At 67.2% G+C, this 19,332-nt stretch carries 16 protein-coding genes; 3 read left to right on the forward strand and 13 right to left on the reverse strand.

The features are described from left to right. Positions 1 to 67 precede the first annotated feature (67 nt). Positions 68 to 811, forward strand: a complete 744-nt coding sequence (locus tag BU124_RS02430; RefSeq protein WP_084860855.1) for an SDR family oxidoreductase — start codon at positions 68 to 70, stop codon at positions 809 to 811. After that, positions 808 to 1,407, forward strand: coding sequence for an enoyl-CoA hydratase/isomerase family protein (locus BU124_RS02435; protein WP_084860856.1), 600 nt, complete (start codon positions 808 to 810; stop codon positions 1,405 to 1,407). Before BU124_RS02430 ends, BU124_RS02435 begins: the two co-directional genes overlap by 4 nt. A gap of 428 nt (positions 1,408 to 1,835) precedes the next feature. Here BU124_RS02435 and BU124_RS02440 read toward each other — a convergent pair whose 3' ends face one another. Then, positions 1,836 to 2,135, reverse strand: a complete 300-nt coding sequence (locus BU124_RS02440; RefSeq protein WP_084860857.1) for an HNH endonuclease — start codon at positions 2,133 to 2,135, stop codon at positions 1,836 to 1,838. Between the two features lie 44 nt (positions 2,136 to 2,179). Here BU124_RS02440 and BU124_RS02445 point away from each other — a divergent pair, with 44 nt between their 5' ends. Further along, entirely contained in the window at positions 2,180 to 3,370 is a 1,191-nt protein-coding gene (locus BU124_RS02445; protein ID WP_084860858.1) for a TIGR03862 family flavoprotein, read from the forward strand. A 12-nt stretch (positions 3,371 to 3,382) separates the two neighbouring features. On the opposite strand, the gene BU124_RS02450 is transcribed toward BU124_RS02445, so the two are convergent. The 12 genes from BU124_RS02450 to BU124_RS02505 all read right to left on the reverse strand — a co-directional run bounded on the left by BU124_RS02450 (position 3,383) and on the right by BU124_RS02505 (position 19,252). Next, complete coding sequence (locus BU124_RS02450) at positions 3,383 to 4,867, reverse strand: calcium-binding protein (protein WP_084860859.1); 1,485 nt, start codon at positions 4,865 to 4,867, stop codon at positions 3,383 to 3,385. A gap of 93 nt (positions 4,868 to 4,960) precedes the next feature. Continuing rightward, positions 4,961 to 6,283 carry a UDP-glucose dehydrogenase family protein gene (locus tag BU124_RS02455; protein WP_084860860.1) on the reverse strand — a complete coding sequence of 441 codons (1,323 nt, stop codon included), beginning with the start codon at positions 6,281 to 6,283 and terminating at the stop codon, positions 4,961 to 4,963. Positions 6,284 to 6,373: 90 nt separating this feature from the next. Then, positions 6,374 to 7,453 (reverse strand): DUF2793 domain-containing protein, encoded by a 1,080-nt coding sequence (locus tag BU124_RS02460; protein WP_084860861.1) that lies wholly within the window; start codon positions 7,451 to 7,453, stop codon positions 6,374 to 6,376. Positions 7,454 to 7,561: 108 nt separating this feature from the next. Continuing rightward, entirely contained in the window at positions 7,562 to 8,326 is a 765-nt protein-coding gene (locus BU124_RS02465; protein WP_143529861.1) for a hypothetical protein, read from the reverse strand. Beyond that, positions 8,316 to 9,554 (reverse strand): glycosyltransferase family 2 protein, encoded by a 1,239-nt coding sequence (locus tag BU124_RS02470; protein ID WP_179141850.1) that lies wholly within the window; start codon positions 9,552 to 9,554, stop codon positions 8,316 to 8,318. The genes BU124_RS02465 and BU124_RS02470 overlap by 11 nt, the downstream gene beginning before the upstream one ends. A gap of 54 nt (positions 9,555 to 9,608) precedes the next feature. Beyond that, a complete protein-coding gene (locus tag BU124_RS02475; RefSeq protein WP_179141851.1) occupies positions 9,609 to 10,397 on the reverse strand; it encodes a YaiO family outer membrane beta-barrel protein in 789 nt (262 codons plus the stop codon). Between the two features lie 73 nt (positions 10,398 to 10,470). Beyond that, complete coding sequence (wecB, locus tag BU124_RS02480) at positions 10,471 to 11,667, reverse strand: non-hydrolyzing UDP-N-acetylglucosamine 2-epimerase (protein WP_084860865.1); 1,197 nt, start codon at positions 11,665 to 11,667, stop codon at positions 10,471 to 10,473. Between the two features lie 145 nt (positions 11,668 to 11,812). Continuing rightward, on the reverse strand, positions 11,813 to 14,359 hold the full coding sequence (locus BU124_RS02485) for a M10 family metallopeptidase (protein WP_084860866.1): 2,547 nt from the start codon (positions 14,357 to 14,359) through the stop codon (positions 11,813 to 11,815). Positions 14,360 to 14,563: 204 nt separating this feature from the next. Further along, the gene (gene holA / locus BU124_RS02490) at positions 14,564 to 15,583 is read right to left on the reverse strand and encodes a DNA polymerase III subunit delta (RefSeq protein WP_084860867.1); all 1,020 of its coding nucleotides are present in this window, start codon (positions 15,581 to 15,583) and stop codon (positions 14,564 to 14,566) included. Further along, complete coding sequence (locus tag BU124_RS02495) at positions 15,580 to 16,077, reverse strand: hypothetical protein (protein WP_084860868.1); 498 nt, start codon at positions 16,075 to 16,077, stop codon at positions 15,580 to 15,582. Before BU124_RS02495 ends, holA begins: the two co-directional genes overlap by 4 nt. After that, entirely contained in the window at positions 16,064 to 18,697 is a 2,634-nt protein-coding gene (gene leuS / locus BU124_RS02500) for a leucine--tRNA ligase (protein WP_084860869.1), read from the reverse strand. Before leuS ends, BU124_RS02495 begins: the two co-directional genes overlap by 14 nt. A gap of 72 nt (positions 18,698 to 18,769) precedes the next feature. Beyond that, positions 18,770 to 19,252 (reverse strand): DUF3576 domain-containing protein, encoded by a 483-nt coding sequence (locus tag BU124_RS02505; protein ID WP_084860870.1) that lies wholly within the window; start codon positions 19,250 to 19,252, stop codon positions 18,770 to 18,772. Positions 19,253 to 19,332: the final 80 nt, after the last annotated feature.

Here is a 19,332-nt window from a genome sequence, read left to right on the forward strand (position 1 = left end):
GATATCATTTCACCCGAGACGGTCGCGAACGGATGGGGAATCAATGGCCCGGACAAGTGACAGAACGATGACGGACAAGGTGGTACTGATCACCGGGGCCAGCCGCGGGATCGGGGCCGAGGCGGCGCGCGCCTTTGCCGGGGCCGGGGCGAAGGTTGCCCTGCTGGCCCGGACCGAGGACCGGATCGCCGAACTGGCCGGCGAGATCGGCGCGGCGGCCATCGCCATCCCCTGCGATGTCAGCCGCTACTGGGAAATGCAGGCGGCGGTCGATGCCACCCTGCAGGCCTTCGGGCGGATCGACGTTCTGGTCGGCAACGCCGGGGTGATCGAGCCGATTTCCCACCTGGCCGAGGTCGAGCCGGACGACTGGGGCAAGGTGGTCGACATCAACCTCAAGGGTGTCTTCAACGGCATGCGCGCGGTTCTGCCGGGGATGCTGGATCAGGGCGGCGGCACCATCCTGACGATCTCGTCCGGCGCCGCGCATGGCCCGGTCGAGGGCTGGTCGCACTACTGCGCGTCCAAGGCCGGGGCCTACATGCTGACCCGGTCGGCGGACATGGAATACCGCGACAGGGGCATCCGGGTCATGGGCCTGTCGCCCGGCACCGTCGCCACGCAGATGCAGCGCGAGATCAAGGCCTCGGGCATCAATCCGGTCAGCCAGCTGGACTGGTCCGACCATATCCCGCCCGACTGGCCGGCCCGGGCGCTGGTCTGGATGTGCGGGGCCGGGGCCGACGGCTGGCTGGGCCAGGACGTGTCGCTACGCGACCCTGACGTGCGCGCGCAGGTGGGCCTGTCGTGATCGAGGCCGACCGGGCGGGTGATGTTCTGACGCTGACGCTGGCACGGCCCGAAAAGGCCAACGCGCTGACCGAGGACATGCTGGCGACGCTCGCGGACGCGGTCGAGGCGGCGCGCGAGCGGGTGCTGATCCTGACCGGCGCCGGCAAGGTGTTCAGCGCGGGCGCGGACCTTGACGAGGTCGCGGCCGGTTCCCTGGCCCTGTCGCCCGACTGGGACCGTCTCTCCGGCGCGGTCGCCGGGTTCCGCGGCCTGTCCGTCGCCGCGCTGAACGGCACGGTGGCCGGGGGCGCCATGGGCATGGTGCTGGCCTGCGACCTGCGGCTTTGCGTGCCGGGGGCGAAATTCTTCTACCCGGTGATGAAGCTGGGCCACCTGCCCCAGCCCGGCGACCCGGCCCGCCTGTCGGCGCTGGTCGGCCCGGCGCGGGCCAAGCTGATCCTGATGGGCGGGCAGAAGATCACCGCGGACGAGGCGCGCGCCTTCGGCCTGACCGACCGCATCTGCGACGCGCCGGTCGACGCCGCCCGCGACATTGCCGCGGATGTCCTCGCCGCCGGGGTGGACCACGTCACCGCGATCAAGGGGATGATCTGACGAAGGGCGCCAAAGGCCACCGGCGCTGCCTCTTGGGTCCAGCCGACTGGCGCTAGACGGCCCGAGTGGTCCTAACCTGACGCCGGAGTCCCGTGTGACAGCAGGCCCGAGGTTAGGAGCCAAGTAATCCGAGTGAAAGCGTTGGATGACGACAGTCAGCCCTTCGGTTGCGGACGCGTCCGAGGCAGCCATGTGGCCTCGGCTGCGGTGCGGTATGAGCCGCGCGATCGCCAGCCCGGGGGCGGGTCATGCTGGAAGCATGCCTCTGGCATGACCGATCGCGCGGTGCCTTCGGCGCTATTCGCGCGACGCGCTATTTCCGTTTCCTTTGCAAACCCCGCTCCCTGCGCAAAACTGCCGCTCGGCTCTCCGTCGGCCGGCAGCGGCACACCGGAGGCAGGCCGGGACTCGTCCGTCGGGTGCCGCCCCTAGCGTTTGCGCCGTCCGCCGGTGCTGCGCGCGTTGAAGCCCGGCGGGCGCTTGCGCACCCAGGCGATGAACCGTGCCAGCCGGGGGTGGGCGCGCAGGGCCTCGGGGGTGGTATAGCTGCGCGCCAGCTCGGCCTCGGTCAGGGTGGCGTGGATTTCCTTGTGGCAGATGTGATGCAGCCGAACCGTCGGCCCGCCCTTGCCGCCCTTAAGCTTGGGGACAAGATGGTGCAGGCTTTGCGGCGCATCCTTCGGAATGGGCCGCCCGCAGAGCGCGCAGAGGGGCGTTTCGTCTTCCATGGGTCGAGTGTAATGGCAGGGCCGGGCCCGCCAAGGGGAGAGACATGGCTTTGACGAACGAGACCGACGCGCTGGTAATCGGGGCCGGGCCGGCCGGCCTGATGGCGGCCGAGGAACTGGCCCGCGCCGGGCGCCGGGTGACGGTGGCAGAGGCCATGCCATCGCCCGCGCGCAAGTTCCTTATGGCCGGTAAATCCGGGCTGAACCTGACAAAGGACATCCCCCTCGTGGACGCCCTGTCCGCCTATGGCGACCGGGCCGAGGCCCTGCGCCCGATGCTCGCGGACTTCGGCCCCACGCAGGTGATGCACTGGGCCGAGACGCTGGGCCAGCCGCTGTTCACCGGAACGACCGGGCGGGTCTTCCCGCGGGCCATGAAAGCCTCGCCCCTGCTGCGGGCCTGGCTGCAGCGGCTGGAGGGGCAGGGCGTTACTCTGCGCCGCCGCTGGCGCTGGGTCGGCTGGGGCGCGGACGGGGCGGTGCGTTTCGACACGCCCGGGGGGCCGGTGGGCCTGCATCCCCGGGTGCTCGTCCTGGCCTGCGGTGGGGCCTCTTGGGCGCGGCTGGGGTCTGACGGGGCCTGGGCCGGCTGGATGTCGGGCACCGCGCCGTTCCACCCCGCCAACGCTGCTCTCGCGATGGCGTGGACCCAGCATATGACCCCCCACATGGGCGCGCCGCTCAAGGCCGTGGAATGGCGCGCGGGTGGCGTGACCTCGCGCGGCGAGGCCACGATCAGCACCCGCGGTCTGGAAGGTGGCGGGCTTTACACCCTGACGCCCGCCCTGCGCGCCGGCGCGGCCCTGAGCGTGGACCTGGTGCCCGACCTGTCGCCCGCGGCGCTGGCCGCGCGCCTGCCGGCGAAGGCGCGGCTGGGGCCCTGGCTGAAGAAGACGCTGCGCCTGCCACCGGTCAAGGTGGCGCTGTTTTTCGAGATGACCGGCGGCGCGGGCCTGCCCCGGTCGGACTGGGTCGCCTTTTTGAAGGCCCTGCCAGTGCGCCACGCCGGCCTGCGGCCCTTGGACGAGGCAATCTCCACCGCCGGGGGGTTGCGGTTTGAGGCGCTGACGCCCGACCTGATGCTGCGCGACCGGCCAGGGGTCTTTGCCTGCGGCGAAATGCTGGACTGGGAGGCGCCGACGGGCGGCTATCTCCTGACCGCGTGCCTGGCCACCGGGCGCTGGGCCGGGCAGGCCGCCGCGCGCCACGTGGCGGCCCTGTCGGCCGGGGCCTGAGCCGCCCGGGGGTCAGAACCCGAAGACGAAATCCTCGGACGTCAGGTCGGCCACCTGCAGACCGCCATTGGCGGACACGAGCAGCGTCTCGGTGCCGGCTGTCACCCGAACGTCATTGCCCTGCTGAGCCAGCGTCAACTGGCCGACGCCGTAGAGCATAGGCAGATCGCTCAGGTCGATGCGGTCGAGGCCGTCCTCGAAATCGGTGACGCGGTCGGTTTCACCGTCGGCGACGAAGACGAAAACATCGGCCCCCGCGCCGCCGGACAGGCTGTCCTGTCCCGCCCCGTCGATCAGCCGATCGTCCCCGCCGCCGCCCGAAAGCGTGTCGTCGCCGCCCAGCCCGGCGATCAGGTCATCGCCGCCGCCGCCCGACAGTGTTTCACCCCCATCGGTGCCGCTCAGGCTGTCGCGAAGGCCGCTCAGGTCCAGGGTGAAGTGTGTTACCCCGGTATCGCTGCCGCTGGCGAAGATATGCGCGGTTCCGCCCAGAACCGTTGTCGCGATGTCCGAGACGTTCATCAGGGTCGTGTCGACCTGATCGGCCACGGTGTCGAGGTGGAACAGCTGCCCGTCCGGGGAAAGCTCGAAGACCGACATGCCATCATCGCCGCCGCCGGCGACGACGAAGGCGCGGTTGCCGACCCCGAAGGTCTCGACCGCCTGCACGTCACCGAACCGGGTGTCCCGGGTGTCGGTGACGTGGTTCAGGACCTGCAGATCGCCCAGCAGCCCCACCCTGAGCACGCTCAGGCTGTGCGACCCGGCGGCCCCGACGATCACCATGGGCGTGCCGCCCGGCTCGGCCGTCGCGAGTGCGGTAGGCGCCGAAACCCAAAGCCCGTCCTCGGGCCCCAGCGCATCCATCAGGCGCATCGCGCCGGTATGGCCGACCCAGTGGCTGGTCACGCCCGCATCCGCGCCCGAGACGGACAGGGCGAAGGTGCGGTCGGCGATTGTCAGCGTTTCGATATCGGTGACGTCGCCGACATGGCTGTCTGCCGTGTCCGGCACGGCTGTTGTCAGGGTCAGGTTCATGTGGTCGTCCAGGGCAAAGACATTGATCCCGGGCTGGCCCCACTGGCTGTTGATGACGAAGGTGGTGTCGAGGATCGTGACCGATGACGTCACCTGAACGCCGGCCAGCAAACCGGCGTGGAAATCCGGGTTGAAGAAACCGTCGAACCGGCCCCCGGCGTCGATCGCATGCAGAGCGGTGTTGTCGTCGGACCGACCCGAGGGCAACAGGAAGGGGGCGCCGGCCGCGTCGATCAGGTCCAGGTCCGCGATCCCGCCGGTTCCGCTGTTGGGGCCGGCACTGTCATGGTCGACATGGGTCAGGCCCGATGGGTCGATGACATAAGAGACAAGTCCGCCATCGGCGGCCGAACCCGTCAGAAGATGGGGCGTTCCCGAGATCCAGGCAACCTCGAGCGCGGCGATCCCCACCGTGTGCGGCCCTGCCGCGACCGTCGTCACCTGCGCCAGACCGGACACGCCGACCCCCTCACCGAAAAAACCCGGTTTCGGGATGGCGGAAACTATTGCGCCGGCTGGGCCGTTATTGTGTCGACATGGCGGCGGGTGACTTCAATTTGTTTCAAGCCCGGTGCGGCCGATCGACTCGTAGCGCTCGAAGCCCGCGCGCTTGGCGTCCTTGACAGAATAGATGTTGCGCAGGTCGGCCATGCGCGGCGTGGTCATGTGCCGCGCGATCTTCTTGAGGTCGAGACCGCGGAACTCGTTCCACTCGGTCAGGATCACCACGAGGTCGGCATTGCGCGCAGCCTTGTAGGCATCCTCGACCCAGTTGACCCCGGGCAGCAGCGCCTCGCCCTCGTGGCGGCCCTGGGGGTCGGTGACACGCACCTTGGCCCCGCCACCCACCAGCGCGGGCACGATCGCCAGGCTGGGCGCATCGCGCATGTCGTCGGTGTTGGGCTTGAAGGTCACGCCCAGCACCGCGATCAGCTTGCCGTTGAAGCTGCCGTCACACATGTCCAGCAGCTTGTCGGTCATGCGGCGCTTGGTTTCCTCGTTCACCTTGATGACGGTCTCGGTGATCTGCATGGGCACCGCGTGGTCCTGCCCGATGCGGGCCAGCGCGCGCGTGTCCTTGGGAAAGCACGACCCGCCGAAGCCGGGACCGGCGTGCAGGAACTTGTTGCCGATGCGCCCGTCCAGGCCCATGCCCTTGCTGACCTGCTTGATGTCGGCGCCGACCTTTTCGCACAGCGCCGCCATCTCGTTGATGAAGGTGATCTTGGTCGCCAGAAAGGCGTTGGCGGCGTATTTGATCATTTCCGCGCTTTCGAGATCGGTGGTCACGATCGGAAAATCGCGCAGGAACAGCGGGCGGTAGATTTCGCCCATGACATCCCCGGCGCGGTCGGTCTGGACGCCCACGATCACCCGATCGGGGCGCATGAAATCGTCGATCGCGGCGCCTTCGCGCAGGAATTCGGGGTTCGACGCCACGTCGAAGTCCAACGCCGGGTTGGCCTTGGCCACCGCCTGCTTGACCTTGCGGTTGGTGCCCACGGGCACCGTCGACTTGGTGACGATCACCAGGTAGCCGGTGGCCGTGCGGGCGATATCCTCGGCGACGGCCATGACATAGGTCAGGTCGGCATGCCCGTCACCGCGGCGCGTGGGCGTGCCCACGGCGATGAAGGCGGCCTCGGCCCCGTCCAGCGCCTCGGCCAGATCGGTGGTGAAGGACAGCCGCTCGGCCTGCGCGTTCTTGGCGATCAGTTCGTCGAGGCCCGGCTCGTAGATCGGAACCTCGCCGGCCCGCAGTCGCGCGACCTTGTCCGCGTCCCGGTCCACGCAGACCACCTCGTGCCCGAAATCGGAGAAACACACCCCTGACACCAGGCCCACGTAGCCGGTGCCGACAACCGCGATTTTCATGACGCTGCTCCAGGTCCTTGCCCGCCTGGTAGTCGGTCAAGTCCGGGGACCTGTCAACGCGATTTGGTCACGGGTATCGCCGATGCCGCGTCACCATTGTTCGAGCAGCAACAGGCTGTTGCCGTCGGTCATGGTGACCTGCCCGGCCGCCGCCTCGCGCAGGGTCTGCAGTGTCACGACATCGCCGGCGGCGACCTCGATGATGCGCGACAGGTGCAGAGAGGCCTCGGCGTGGCCGGCCTGCGCGCTGATATGCCCCGAGGCCGCGGCACCCGGCGTCGCGATTCCGTTGACCGCGATGCGCAGGGTCAGGTTGGCATCCGCCGCCGCGCTGGTGACATGCAGGCTGGCCGAGACGCGCAGGCGCCCGGCCGAGATACAACTGACGCCGTTTCCCGAAACGGCGAAGCGGTCGCCGTCGAGGATGTCAGTCGCACCGGTGACCGGCACGTCCGTCAGGCTGCTCGTGTTCAGGTCGGTGGTCGTGTCGGTGTTGCGCAGCTGGGCCACGCGTGGCGCGCCGCCCCCGGCGGGAAAGCTGACCTGGCCCGTGTCCTTGTCGATCACCAGCGACTGGATCCAGGTGCTGCCGTCCGGGCTGACCTTGATCGACCAGTCGTCATTGCCGGCCAGCCCCATTTCAGCGTGGCCGGAAAAGCCCGTCTGGAAAAGCAGGCTGGCCGTGTCCGCGGGGGCGGCCTTGTTGATGGCGAGGCGGTGATCGTCCCCGGCATGGCTGAGCAGCGTTCCCGGCCCGGCCGCCGACAGCGGGTTCTGCGCGTCCGCGCTCGTGGCAATGCCGAGGCGTTGCACGGTCTGCGGCGCGGGTATCTCGACCACCGACCAGGTGCCCCCGTCGAAGACCACCAGTGCGCCCTCGTCCAGGACCCAGCATTGCCAGCCGGGCGCCGGGGCAAGGAATTGCCACGCGCCGCCCTGCATGACCGCGAAGGCCCCGTCCTGCCCTGCCCAGTCGCCGGTGGCCCCGGCGGCCACGATATGCGTGTCGCCGTCCTGCGCCGCGGCCGGCGGGGCGGAGAGGGCGCGCGACTGCGCCACGGGTTGGGCCAGGGTGTCCAGACGGGCCAGCGCCTCGTTGTGGGTGACGTGTTTCTGCGCCTGGGCGGGCTGGATCAGCGGCAGGCCGAGCGTGTGCGTGGTGTCGGACATTTGGAACCTGTTCGATGAGGGCTGCGTCGGGGCAGGACCCTGCGCCGCAATCTTCACCAGCCAGTGAAGCGGGCGTGCGTTGCGCAGGCGCTGGCCGGCCGCGCCACGTCAGTCGTTGGCGATGGCCATTGCGATCGCGGTCACGTGCGACGCGACGATCCCGTATGCAACCAGCAGGTAGATCAAGAGCATGAACGAGGTCTCGTTCACCACAATGATGAGGGTCGCCACGATCGCGGCGCCAAGGGCGATCGCGGCGCCGGAGGCGACGGCGGAAACCAGGGCCAGCGCGACCTGCCGCAGGGTGCGGCGATAAAAGAAGGAAAAGATGAACTGACTGATCAGGATGAGCACGAATGCCGTGTTCAGAATCGACTCGGCCACCGCGCCCCGGTCGATGACCGGCGCCTGCAGGAAGAAGTCAACGGTCAGGCAGAGGCCCGACAGCGCGGCATGGAAGGCAACGAAGACAAACGCGGCGCTTTTGCGCAACGCCATGGCCAGGGTGCCCAGGCAGAGGGTGCAGGTCGCCGCGAACCAGGGAATGCCGGTGATCGCCTCGCGGTCTCCGAGCCGATGGTCGATCTCGATCCGCGCCGGGCCAAACCGGACGGGCGTCGAGAACCCGAATGCGCTGAAAACGTCCGGTAAAATCGCCCCCATCGCGCGCGCGGAGACAAGTACCGTGACGACCAGGAGAATGGCGAGCAGACCGGGAAGGAGGGTGCCGGCCCCGGTCGCCCGGCCGGCGCGACCGCCGGGGCGGGAAATGTCTAGCAGGCTGGTTTTCGACATGGCGTGGCGGCGGACGAGCGATGCCCCCACGATAATCGCGGCAAACACCCCGATGAGCAGCAGGAATTCACGCGTCATCTTGGCCTGCGGAAACGGCATCGCCCTTTCGGAAGCGGGTTGTCTTGTCCCAGTGCGGGGCCATGCCCAGGAGGCGATCGCGCAAGAGCTGGAACACACCCGAGAAGGCAGCGATCATGCTGATGAACGAGGAAAAGAAGATCAGGGGCATGGCCCGTGCCGACACCGCCTGCCCGTCGTGGATGCTGCCCGAGGCCATCTGGAAGTAGGGCGCGAAATTGCCGGTCGCCGTGAAGGCGAAAAGTGAGACGACGGCGACCAGTGGCGCCGAGGTCATGATGCCGAGGGCCGGCGAGAGGATGAGAAAGACCAGCGACAGGATCGACAGGGCCGGAACGGCAAAGAACAGTAGCACGATCGCCGCGTCGAGGCGGGCCAGGATCGAGTGATTGGAGGCGAGCAGCACCGGAACGAAATAGCGGATCAGGCAGTCGTTGTGACCGTAGGACCAGCGCCGCACCTGGCGGAAACGCACTTTCCAGTCCTCCGGGCTTTCTTCGTAACAGGTCGCGTCAAGCAAGTATTCGACCCGGTACCCGGCGATGAACAGCCGGTAGGTCAGATCGGTGTCTTCGGTCAGGACCTTCGTGTTCCATCCGCCCACCTTGGCGAGCGCCGAGGCGCGCACGGCGCCGCAGGTTCCGCCGAATTGCGGCAGGAAACCGAAGCGATGGCGCATTTCCTGATCGATGACGTATCCGCCGCGCCGTTCGATATCGATGAGTTTCGTCAGGATGTTCCTGTCGGTGTTGTACGGCACGACCCGTCCCATCGAGGCGCCGACGTTCGGGTCACTGAAGGGCGCCACGAGTTGCTTGATCAGACGCGGTGACGGGAGATAGTCGGCGTCGAAAAAGACGAAAATGTCGACGTCGCCCGACAGGGTCTCGATTGCGCCGGACAGCGCCGCGGGCTTGCCGGGCTGCATGTCCTGTGTCCGGTGGATCGCGCGGATACGGGAATCCTCAGCGGCATGACGATCCGCGATCCGGCCCGTCCCGTCGGCCGATCGGTCGTTGATCACGACGATCTTCAGGCGATCGTGCGGATAGTCCACCTGCCGCATTGCAGCGAGACAGCCGTCTATGACCTGTGCCTCGTTATGGGCGGGGATCAGCACCGCGACGGTGGGCGGGTCCTGATCCGACCAGGCGGTGGCGGGCCTGCGCCGCGTGCGCCAGAAGGCAAGGGTCAGCGAGACTTGGCGTATCATGATCGCCGCGATCATCAGGAATGTGATCGCAATGACGAGCTCAATGACAATCATCGGGCCTGCGCAGCATCATAGGCCGACCTTCAGTCCAATGGACACGCCGGTGATGTCATAGGCGTCGGTGTCGACGAATTCGGTATTCAGTATGACTTCGGTCGTCTCGGAAACCTGCCACGTCGCAAAGGGGCGCAGGGCGACGAAATCGTTTCTGACGGGGACTCCGGTGAACGCCTCGTAACCGATCGTGCCGGTGCTGGCGGACAGGCCGACCGACCATTTCGATGGCATGACGTAGGTCAGGGCTGTCTTGAACTCTCCGCCGGTTTCCCCACCCGGATCGGTGAGCACCGCGGTTCCCCCCAGTTGGCCGACGAGATAGCTGCCGTCCTCGAAGGCCGGGAAGAACCTCACCACTTCGCCCGTCAAGGCCGTGCTCTCGGTATCGTTGCCGTACTCGGCGTAGGTCGTCTCAAGGCGGTAGACCAGGCCGGTCTCGGCCGGAGCGACATACTCGACGCCCGCCCCGATCATGCGCTCGGGATATATGCCCTGGTCGGAATCCGACCCCGCGATGGAAAAGTTGAGGGAGACTCCGTTCCCCACCTCGGTTTTGGCTCCCGCCGAGAGATAGGAAGCGTCTTCTTCGCGGGATTGGGTGGCGAGTTCGAACTGCAGGTCCGTTGCAGGGCTAACCGATTGCTGCACGTAGAGGCTGGCGACACTGCGGTCGGAAAGCCCGCTGTCGACGTCGAACTGTCCAAAGGTCAATCTGGCGAAATTCTCCTGAGCGGCTGCCCCTTGTGCGGCGAGACCAAAAACTGCCGCGACGAGCGTTCGAACGATTGCGCGATTTCTCATTGCCACCACTTTCCGCATTATTTCATGTGAACACCCCGCTCACGTGATGACGTAAAGAAATTTTTTCGCGGTTTCAGTCAAGTGCCGTGGCGCCCAGCCGTGGCCCGATCGATGCGACTGATGCAAAACTGCCAATGGCATCCGGCAACGCCAGATTTCGAAAATACCGGGATATGCGATCGGCGGCGCGGCCGTCGCCGAACGGGTTGTTGAGCCAGTCCACGTTGCCGTTTCCATCGGACCCGTCTCGCAGTATCCGTCCGGCCAGCCGGATGACGGAACTCTCGTCCGTTCCCACCAGCGTTGCCGCGCCGGTTTCCAGGGCCTCGGGCCGTTCCGTGGTCTTTCTCAGGACCAGCAGCGGTGTCCGGAACGTCGCCGCTTCTTCCTGCACGCCCCCGGAGTCGCTGATTACGAGAGTGGCACTTTCGAGGGCGAAGAGGAAATCGAGGTATCCCATGGGCGCCGTCAATCTCACGTTTTCGATGTGCGACAGTGCTGCGCGAACGGTTGCCCCGACGTCGGGATGCGGATGCACCGGCAGGACGAAAACATGGTCGGCAAACTGGCGCGCGAGTTCTGCGATGCTCCGGGCGATCTGGCGCATGGGGGCGCCGTGATTTTCCCGGCGGTGTGCCGTGACCAGAACGTGCGGCCGCCCTCCGGTGATCTGGTTCAGTCTGCGCTGGAGCCGTTGGCGCAGCGCGCTGTCCTGCGAAATCCGGTCGCGCATCCCGTAGAGGGCATCCACGGCGGTATTGCCGGTGACATGGATCCGATCCGGGTCGACCCCTTCGGCGATCAGGTTGTCGGCGGCCCGACGGGTCGGGGCGAAGTGCGTTTCGGTGATGGCCGCGGTCAACTTTCGATAGGCCTCTTCCGGCCAGGGGTTCGCGATGTCGCCGGTCCGCAGGCCCGCTTCCACGTGCGCGACCTTTACCTTGCTGTGGAATGCGGCCAAAGCGCCGGCAAACGTCGAGGTGGTGTCACCGTGCACGACGATCCAGTCGGCGCTCGAGTCCAGCAGGTGCCGACCGAGCGCGCGCTGAAAGTGGCTGAAGCGATCCGGCAGGGTCTGGCCGTCTGCATCGACCCGAAGTGTCGTGTCGCCGGTGATGCCGAATTCCCGCAGGGCCGACTGTGCCATGTCGGGGTGCTGCCCGGTCAGGCAGACGGAGGTGTCGATTTCCGGCGCGCATTTCAGGGCGCCGATCAGGGGTGCGAGTTTTATCGCCTCGGGGCGGGTTCCGACAGACACCAGGATTTTCAAAACAGGTCCTCACCGAATGTGGATCGACAGAAGGGAAGGCCGGCTGCAGGCGTCGACCTCTCGGCGATCAGGACACACTACCTGCGTTAAAATTACCTTTCCCGCCAAAGTTTCAGGTCTTTTTCTTGGTGGTGGCCGCCGAAGCTCAGACCATGACCACGTCAGAGTCGGTCAGGGTGCCGGTTTCGAGGGAGAACAGCGCAACGGCGTCACCGCTATCGTTGCCGTTGGCATCGAACCAGAGGGCATCATAGAACGTGTCGAAAAAGAGGGCTGGCCCGCTCGCGCCGAGGTCACCGGGAAGGCCCGATCCCGTTTGCCAGGCGCCCTGACCCGCCAGAGGGCCGGCGGCGAGACCGAATGCCGCAGCATCCAGCTCGATCACGTCCACGCCACTGACGAAGTCCCGGATCAGGTCTTCGCCCTCGCCCGGCGACACGAAAGAGAAGGTATCCGCGTCGGCCCCCCCCACCAGGACATCGACACCGGCGCCCCCCTGGAGATGATCTTCGCCGTCGCCGCCATCGAGAGCATCGCCGCCGGCACCGCCGAAAAGGGTGTCGGACCCGCTGCCCGCGAAAAGGACATCGGAGCCGGCACCGCCATGCAAGGCGTCGTTGCCGGACTGGCCGAACAGCCAGTCGTCGCCATCGCCACCGTTCAGACTGTCGTCTCCGGCGCCTCCGTCAAGGTTGTCGCCACCGCCGCCCCCGAACAGCTTGTCATCGCCACCCTGGCCAAAGAGGGCATCGGTTTCAGTGCTGTCCACACCGGACGCGGCACCGTGGAGTTCATCGTCGCCGAAGCCGCCGTAGAGCCAATCGACACCCGACCCGCCTTCGAGCAGGTCGTTGCCATAGCCGCCATCGAGACCGTCGTCGCCGGCATCGCCGGAAAGCGCATCATGCCCATCCTGCCCGAAAAGCGCATCGGTGTCCGTGCCGCCGCGCAGGATATCGGCCCCGTCGCCGCCGAATAGCCAGTCGACGCCCGCGCCACCCTCGAGCGTATCATCGCCCGCGCCACCGTTTAGCCCGTCGTCTCCGGCCTCGCCCGTCAGGGTATCGTCACCCGCGTTGCCGAACAGCGCATCGGTCTGGCCGTCGCCGCGCAGGATGTCGTTTCCGCCACGTCCGTAAAGCCAGTCCACACCGGCGCCGCCATCGAGGGTGTCGTTGCCCGAGTCACCCGACAGCCCGTCGTCGCCGGCCCCGCCAGTGATGACGTCGGCACCGCCGCCACCTGCAAGCTGGTCCGCGCCACCTGCGCCGTCGATGGTATCGTCGCCATCGCCGCCGCTTATGGCGTTGGCCGCGGCGTTGCCGGTGATCATGTCATCACCGGCGCCGGCGATCAGGTTCTCGATCACGGTGGTGTCAAAGATCACCATGTTGTTCGTCAGGCCCCCGAACGACGAGACGGCCCCCGGTGTCAGATCAATGTTCAGCGACCCGTTTACCGCGGTGAAGTTCACCGTGTCCGTGCCGCCATCGTCGATCAGGGTCAGGCCGACCGGACCGGTCAGCGACATGACATCGTCGTAATAGCCGCCTGCGGTAGACTCGTGGCCATAGGTCGTGTCCCCATCGCGTAGGGCGCCATCGACGCCGTAGAGGTCCTGAATGGCATGGATATCGGCAAGCATGGGGGTTACCGGCAACCAGTCGCCGCCCGTGTCGCCAGTCACCTCGTAGACGCTGAAGTAGGACATGATCGTCATCATGTAGCTGTCGTTCGAGAACAGGGTGTCCCCGCCGGGACCCGACGAATAGGTCGCGCTGCCATCGTAGGGGCCGGTGTGGGAAAGGCCGAGCGCGTGCCCGATCTCGTGCATGTAAGTCAGGAACGCATAGCCGTCGCGGCTCGTGCCATAGGTGTCGACCCACTCGGACGTGACGACCACGGAAGACCCGCCGATCACGTTGTCGCTGACACTGTCCGGCCCGGCGTAGGCCGCCATTTTAGTCGGGTCGCCACCATCATCGTTCAGGAAGGTGATGCCGGAATTGCCCGTTGCGCCGAAATCCTCGGGCGCGAAGGCGATACCGGTGACCAATGTCCAGGCCTCCAGCGCATCGAGCGCGAGGGACGCTTCGTCGGGGTCAAGGTCGGTCAGATCGACCGGGATGGTGTCTCCGGGCGCGACGTCATACGCCACGGGCGTTCCGAAGAAGCCATGCGTCAGATATTCGGCGATCTCGTCCGTGGAACCGGGTCCGTAGTCCTGGATCAGGGCCGTGACCCGGTAATCGCCCGTGCCGCCGCCAAAGCTGGTGGCCGCGATGTAGTAGGTCTGGCTGCTGCCGGTGTCGTTGTAATACGACAGGGCCGACTCGTTGCTGTCCCAGTAGTCTTCTCCGAACAATAGCGCGCCGTCGCTGTCGTAGAGTTCGATGAAGGTATTGCTGGGGCCCAGCGAGACGTTGTCCTGCTGAACAAAGAGATGCGTGCCATGATCGAGGGTCACTTCGATCCAGTCCACGTCGCCGGCGGTGTCTACCGACCCGCTGAACACGGCGTCATCGCTCAGGGAATAGGGGGTTGCCACCGTGGCCGGCGCATCCGTCGTTTCCGTGATGGTAGCGGACTGGATGGCCAAGACGGGCAGCGCCGCCGCCCCCGGTGGATTGGCAAGGTCTGCGTGGAACCGGTAGTCACTTTCGGGCAAGAGCGCCTGACACAGGGTGCACATTTCATCACTCCGACAAAAAAGCAGGGACCAGTGGTCAAGCCGTCTGTCCCAACCGATTCAACACGAGGTCGTCCGGCAAGCCGCCCCGGATGACACCCGCCGTGTCGGATCCGCGAAGGCCCGCGTCACCACGGCTAAGCCGCGGCGCTTAACATGGGCCTAATGGCGTCCTTGCGCTCGTCTCTACATACAGCGGCGGTTGGCCTACCGGCCCAGCATGGCCAGCCGGATCAGGGCACGCTCCATCAGGGCCTGTGCCGGGGCATGGCTGCTCGAGCGCAGACGCAGGTCGGTGTCGGTCAGGTAGGTCAGCGCCTGTTCCAGCCGCGCGCGGCCCCATTTGCCGGCCTGGCGCGCCATGCGGTCACGCCGCGGGCCATGGATCGGGGGGCGCTGCCGGCCGATGCCCGCCGCCGGGCCGCCCGGGTCCGATGCGGCGGCGTGAAGGGTGCGGAAATGCCGGGTCGTGCCGATGCACAGGCCCACCGGGTTGGTGCCCTGGGCATAGAGACGGCTCAGCACCGGGCCGATCTCGCCCACGCGCGATTCGGCCACGATATGCAGCAGGTCGTCCATCTCGGCCTCGTTCGAGCGCGGCGCGCATTGGTCCAGGTCCTCGATTGTGACCGGCGCGGCGTCGCCGATCTTGTAGAGCCCCAGTTTCTGCAGCGTCTGGCGGAAATCGCCCGGGTCCAGCGCGCGCGACAGGTCGGTGATGGCGGCCATGACATCGTCGGGCACCTGGGTCAGGCCGGCCTCGGCCATCAGGCGCTCGACCTCGTCCCGGTCGGGCGGGTCATCGTAGATCCCGACCGCATAGACGCGCTTGTGCCCCTCGAAGAGCTTGCGCAGGCTGGAGCGGGCGTTGAGCGCCCCGGCGGTGACGATGATCTGCGCATCACCCGGCGCCCAGTCGGCCAGCGCCGGCTCGATGGCTTTCGTGATGCCGTCGGTGGCCTCTTCGACGAAGGCGACGCGCGGGCCGGGAAAGAAACCCTGCGCCTTGACGGCGTCATGCAGCAAGGCGGCATCGCGGCGCAGGTCCGCGCCGCTGATCCGGGTCAGGCGCATCTCGGCCTCGGCCTCGGGGCCGGCGAGGGCGGCGATGACCTCTTGCCGCCGGGTCGCCACGCGCAACGCGTCCGCGCCGTAGATCAGAAGCCCCGCGGCCTCGGGGTCGGGCTTGCGGCAGTAGCGGGCGGCGTCGCGCGGGGTCAGCTTCATGGCAGGTCTTGCGCGGCGAAGATCAGGTCGGTGACGATCAGGTCGGCCAGGGCCACGGCCAGACGGTCGCGGGCGTCGTCCTGCGCCTCTTGCGTGGCCACGGTGCTGCCAAACGCGGAATAGGCGGTGAAAGTCCGCACCTCGCCGCTGGCGCGCGGTGTCTCAGCCTGCAGGTCGTAGGCGGCGTAAAGTGCCCAGCTCGCGCGGCCCGGCAGGTTGTAGCGGTTGATGTCCTGGTCCGAGGAAATGACCAGCGCGACCTCCTCGGTCTCGACATCGACGCGCAGCAGGTAATCGCCGCGCTCGACACGGCCCAGGCGATCCTCGAGCCGGGCGCGCAGGCGGAATCCCTCGGGTGTGTCTGGCGCGCGGTAGGCGACGCGCCCGCGCAGGGCGGTGGCCGCCGCCCCGGGGCCATGGACGGGTGTGAAGCCGCAGGCCGCCAGCGGCAGGCCCGTAAGCAGGGTCAGCAGATGGCGTCTAGACCACCACATTCACGATCCGCCCCGGCACGACGATCAGTTTCTTGGGCGGCCCGTCCCCGAGCGCGCGTTGCACGGCATCCTCGGCCAGGGCCAGCTTTTCAACCTCGTCCTTGGGCAGGTCCTTGGGCACCTCGATCTCGGCGCGGCGCTTGCCGTTGATCTGGATCGGCATGGTGACCGTGTCCTCGACCAGCATGGCCGCGTCGGCCTCGGGCCAGGGCTGCTCGGCGATCAGGCCCGTGCCGCCCAGCATGGCCCAAAGCTCCTCGGACAGGTGCGGCGTCATCGGCGACATCAGTTGCGCCAGCACCCGGGCCGCCCGGCGCTTGGCCTCGGCCCCGGCCTTGGATTTCTGCAGCACGTTGGTAAAGGCGTAGAGCCGGGCGATCGAGGCGTTGAACCCGAAAGAGTCGATGCCCTGCGTGACGTCGAAGATGGTCTTGTGCATTTCCTTCAGCAGCGCGTCGTCGTCGGCGTTGGCCGGCGTATCGGCCTGCGCGATGTCGCTGGCGATGCGATGCACCCGTGCCAGGTGCCGGTTGGCGGCCTCGGCCCCGCTGGCCGTCCATTCCACGTCACGCTCGGGCGGGCTGTCGGACAGGACGAACCAGCGCGCTGTATCGGCGCCGTAGGTGGCGATGATCCGTTCGGGATCGACCACGTTCTTCTTGGACTTCGACATCTTGGCCGAGGGGATGATCTCGACCTCGGTGCCGTCCTCGAGGAATCCCTTGCCGTCGCGAAACGCCACGTCCGCCGGGTAGTGGTAGACGGGCCGACCGCCCGCGTCGCGGGTCTGGAAGATCGCGTGCGTCACCATGCCTTGCGTGAACAGCGCGTTAAACGGTTCCTTGGACTTCTCGGGCAGGTGGCCGGTTATGTGCATCGCCCGCGCGAAGAACCGCGAATAGAGCAGGTGCAGGATCGCGTGTTCGATGCCGCCGATGTACTGGTCGACGTTCATCCAGTAGTCGGCCTCGGCCCTGTCGGTGGGCGTGGTGGCGCGCGGCGCGGTGAAGCGGGCGAAATACCAGCTGCTGTCCACGAAGGTGTCCATCGTGTCGGTCTCCCGCTGCGCGGGCGCGCCGCAGGCGGGGCAGGCGCAGTCACGCCAGCTGGGGTGACGGTCCAGCGGGTTGCCGGGCACGGAAAAGTCGATGGGCGTGCCATCCTCGTCGTAGGGCAGTTCGATGGGCAGGTTGTCCTTGCGCTCGGGCACCACGCCGCAGGCCTCGCAATGGACCACCGGGATCGGGCAGCCCCAGTAGCGTTGCCGCGACAGGCCCCAGTCGCGCAGGCGGAACTGCGTCACGCCCCGGCCCACGCCCTGGCTTTCGCAGGCAGCGATGGCAGCTTCGACGGCCTCGTCGCCAGTTTGTACTTCATCCCCCGCGAAGCCACGGATGTATCTCACACGTTCGCTTTTCCCTGGAACAAATGCTTTGTCTCCAGTCTCGGGATTAACAGTAACTGGCAGCCCACCAATGCTGCCCCCTGAATAAATCTCAGGGCCGGCAGGGTCGCCCGCCCTAAGATCAGTGAAAACGAGAGGTGTTGGAAGGTCGTACTTTCGGGCGAAATCCAGATCGCGCTGGTCATGCGCCGGGCAGCCGAAGATCGCCCCGGTGCCGTAGTCCATCAGGATGAAATTGGCGATGTAGACCGGCAGTTCCCAGGCGGTGTCGAAGGGGTGCCGCACCGTCAGCCCGGTGTCGAAGCCCAGCTTCTCGGCCTTTTCCAGCGCCTCCTCGGTGGTGCCGCCCTGGCGGGCCTGCTTGCAGAAGGCGGCTACCTCCGCGTTGTCGCGCTCCAGCTCTTTGGCAAGCGGGTGATCGGGCGAAATGCCGATGAAGGACGCCCCCATCAGCGTGTCGGGGCGGGTGGTATAGACCTCAATACGGTCGTGCGCGCCCTGCGGCGCGACCATCGAGAAACTGAATTGCAGCCCGCGCGACTTGCCGATCCAGTTGGACTGCATCAGCCGCACCTTGGCGGGCCAGTCATCGAGCGTGTCCAGCGCCTCCAGCAACTCCTCGGAGAAGTCGGAAATCTTGAAGAACCACTGCGTCAGCTCGCGCCGTTCCACCTCGGCGCCCGAGCGCCAGCCCTTGCCGTCGATCACCTGTTCGTTGGCCAGCACGGTCCGGTCGACCGGGTCCCAGTTGACGGTGGCGTTCTTGCGCTCGACCAAGCCGGCCTGCAGGAAGTCCAGAAACAGCGCCTGCTGCTGGCCGTAATACTCCGGGTCGCAGGTGGCGAACATGCGCGACCAGTCCAGCCCGAAGCCCAGCGGCTTCATCTGGGCGACCATGTCGTCGATGTTGCCATAGGTCCAGTCGCGCGGGTGCCCGCCGCTGGCCATGGCCGCATTTTCGGCCGGCATCCCGAAGGCGTCGAAACCCATCGGGTGCAGCACGTTGTGCCCTGTCGCCAGCTTGTAGCGCGCGATCACGTCGCCCATGGTGTAGTTGCGCACGTGCCCGATGTGGATGCGCCCCGAGGGGTAGGGGAACATTTCCAGCACGTAGTACTTGGGCTTGCCCGGATCACGGCGGGCGGTGAAGGTGCCGGCGGCGTCCCATGCGGCCTGCCACTTGGCTTCGATCTCTGCGGGGCTGTAGCGGGACATCTTCCATCCTTGCAAAATGAAACGCCGGGCGCGATGGCCCGGCGTGGTGTTAGCGCGTCGGGCCGCGGGGGTCTACAGGCTGCCGTCGCGGATGCGCAACTGGCGCGCGCGCGACAGGATCGCGTCCTCGACCGCGCGCACGGTTTCCTGCGCCGCGGGGCCGCCGCGGGTCTGGATCGCGAGGTTCAGCGCGCGGGCGTCCAGCGCCGGGTCGCTGATGAAGACGGTGGCGCGATAGGCGCGGCCGCTGCCCGGCGGGGTGCCGTAGCCGAAGTCGATCACGCCGGTGAAGGGGTCCACGCTTTCGACCGGCAGGAAGTCCAGCACGTCGAGCGACGCCGCCCAGAGATAGCGGTTCACCGCCACGTTTTCCGAGGAGCTGGCGCGCGCGGCCTGCCGGGTGGTGGGTTCGACCCCGCCGGTGCCGATGCCTGATCCGATGGAGCCGAAGGGGCTGGACCCGATCGAGCCGAGACTGCCCGAACCGCCGCAGCCGGCGAGGGTCAGGATGGCAAGGCCTGCCACGGCGCTCTTGATGCTGGATGTGCCGGTCACGTCTGCCCCCCCCCGAAACTCAGTGATCTGTCCCGTTGCCTGTTGGATGTGTAGCCGAGGGGCGGCGCCCTCACAAGGCC

The organism is Salibaculum halophilum (genome assembly GCF_002094885.1).
Taxonomy (GTDB): Bacteria; Pseudomonadota; Alphaproteobacteria; order Rhodobacterales; family Rhodobacteraceae; genus Salibaculum; species Salibaculum halophilum.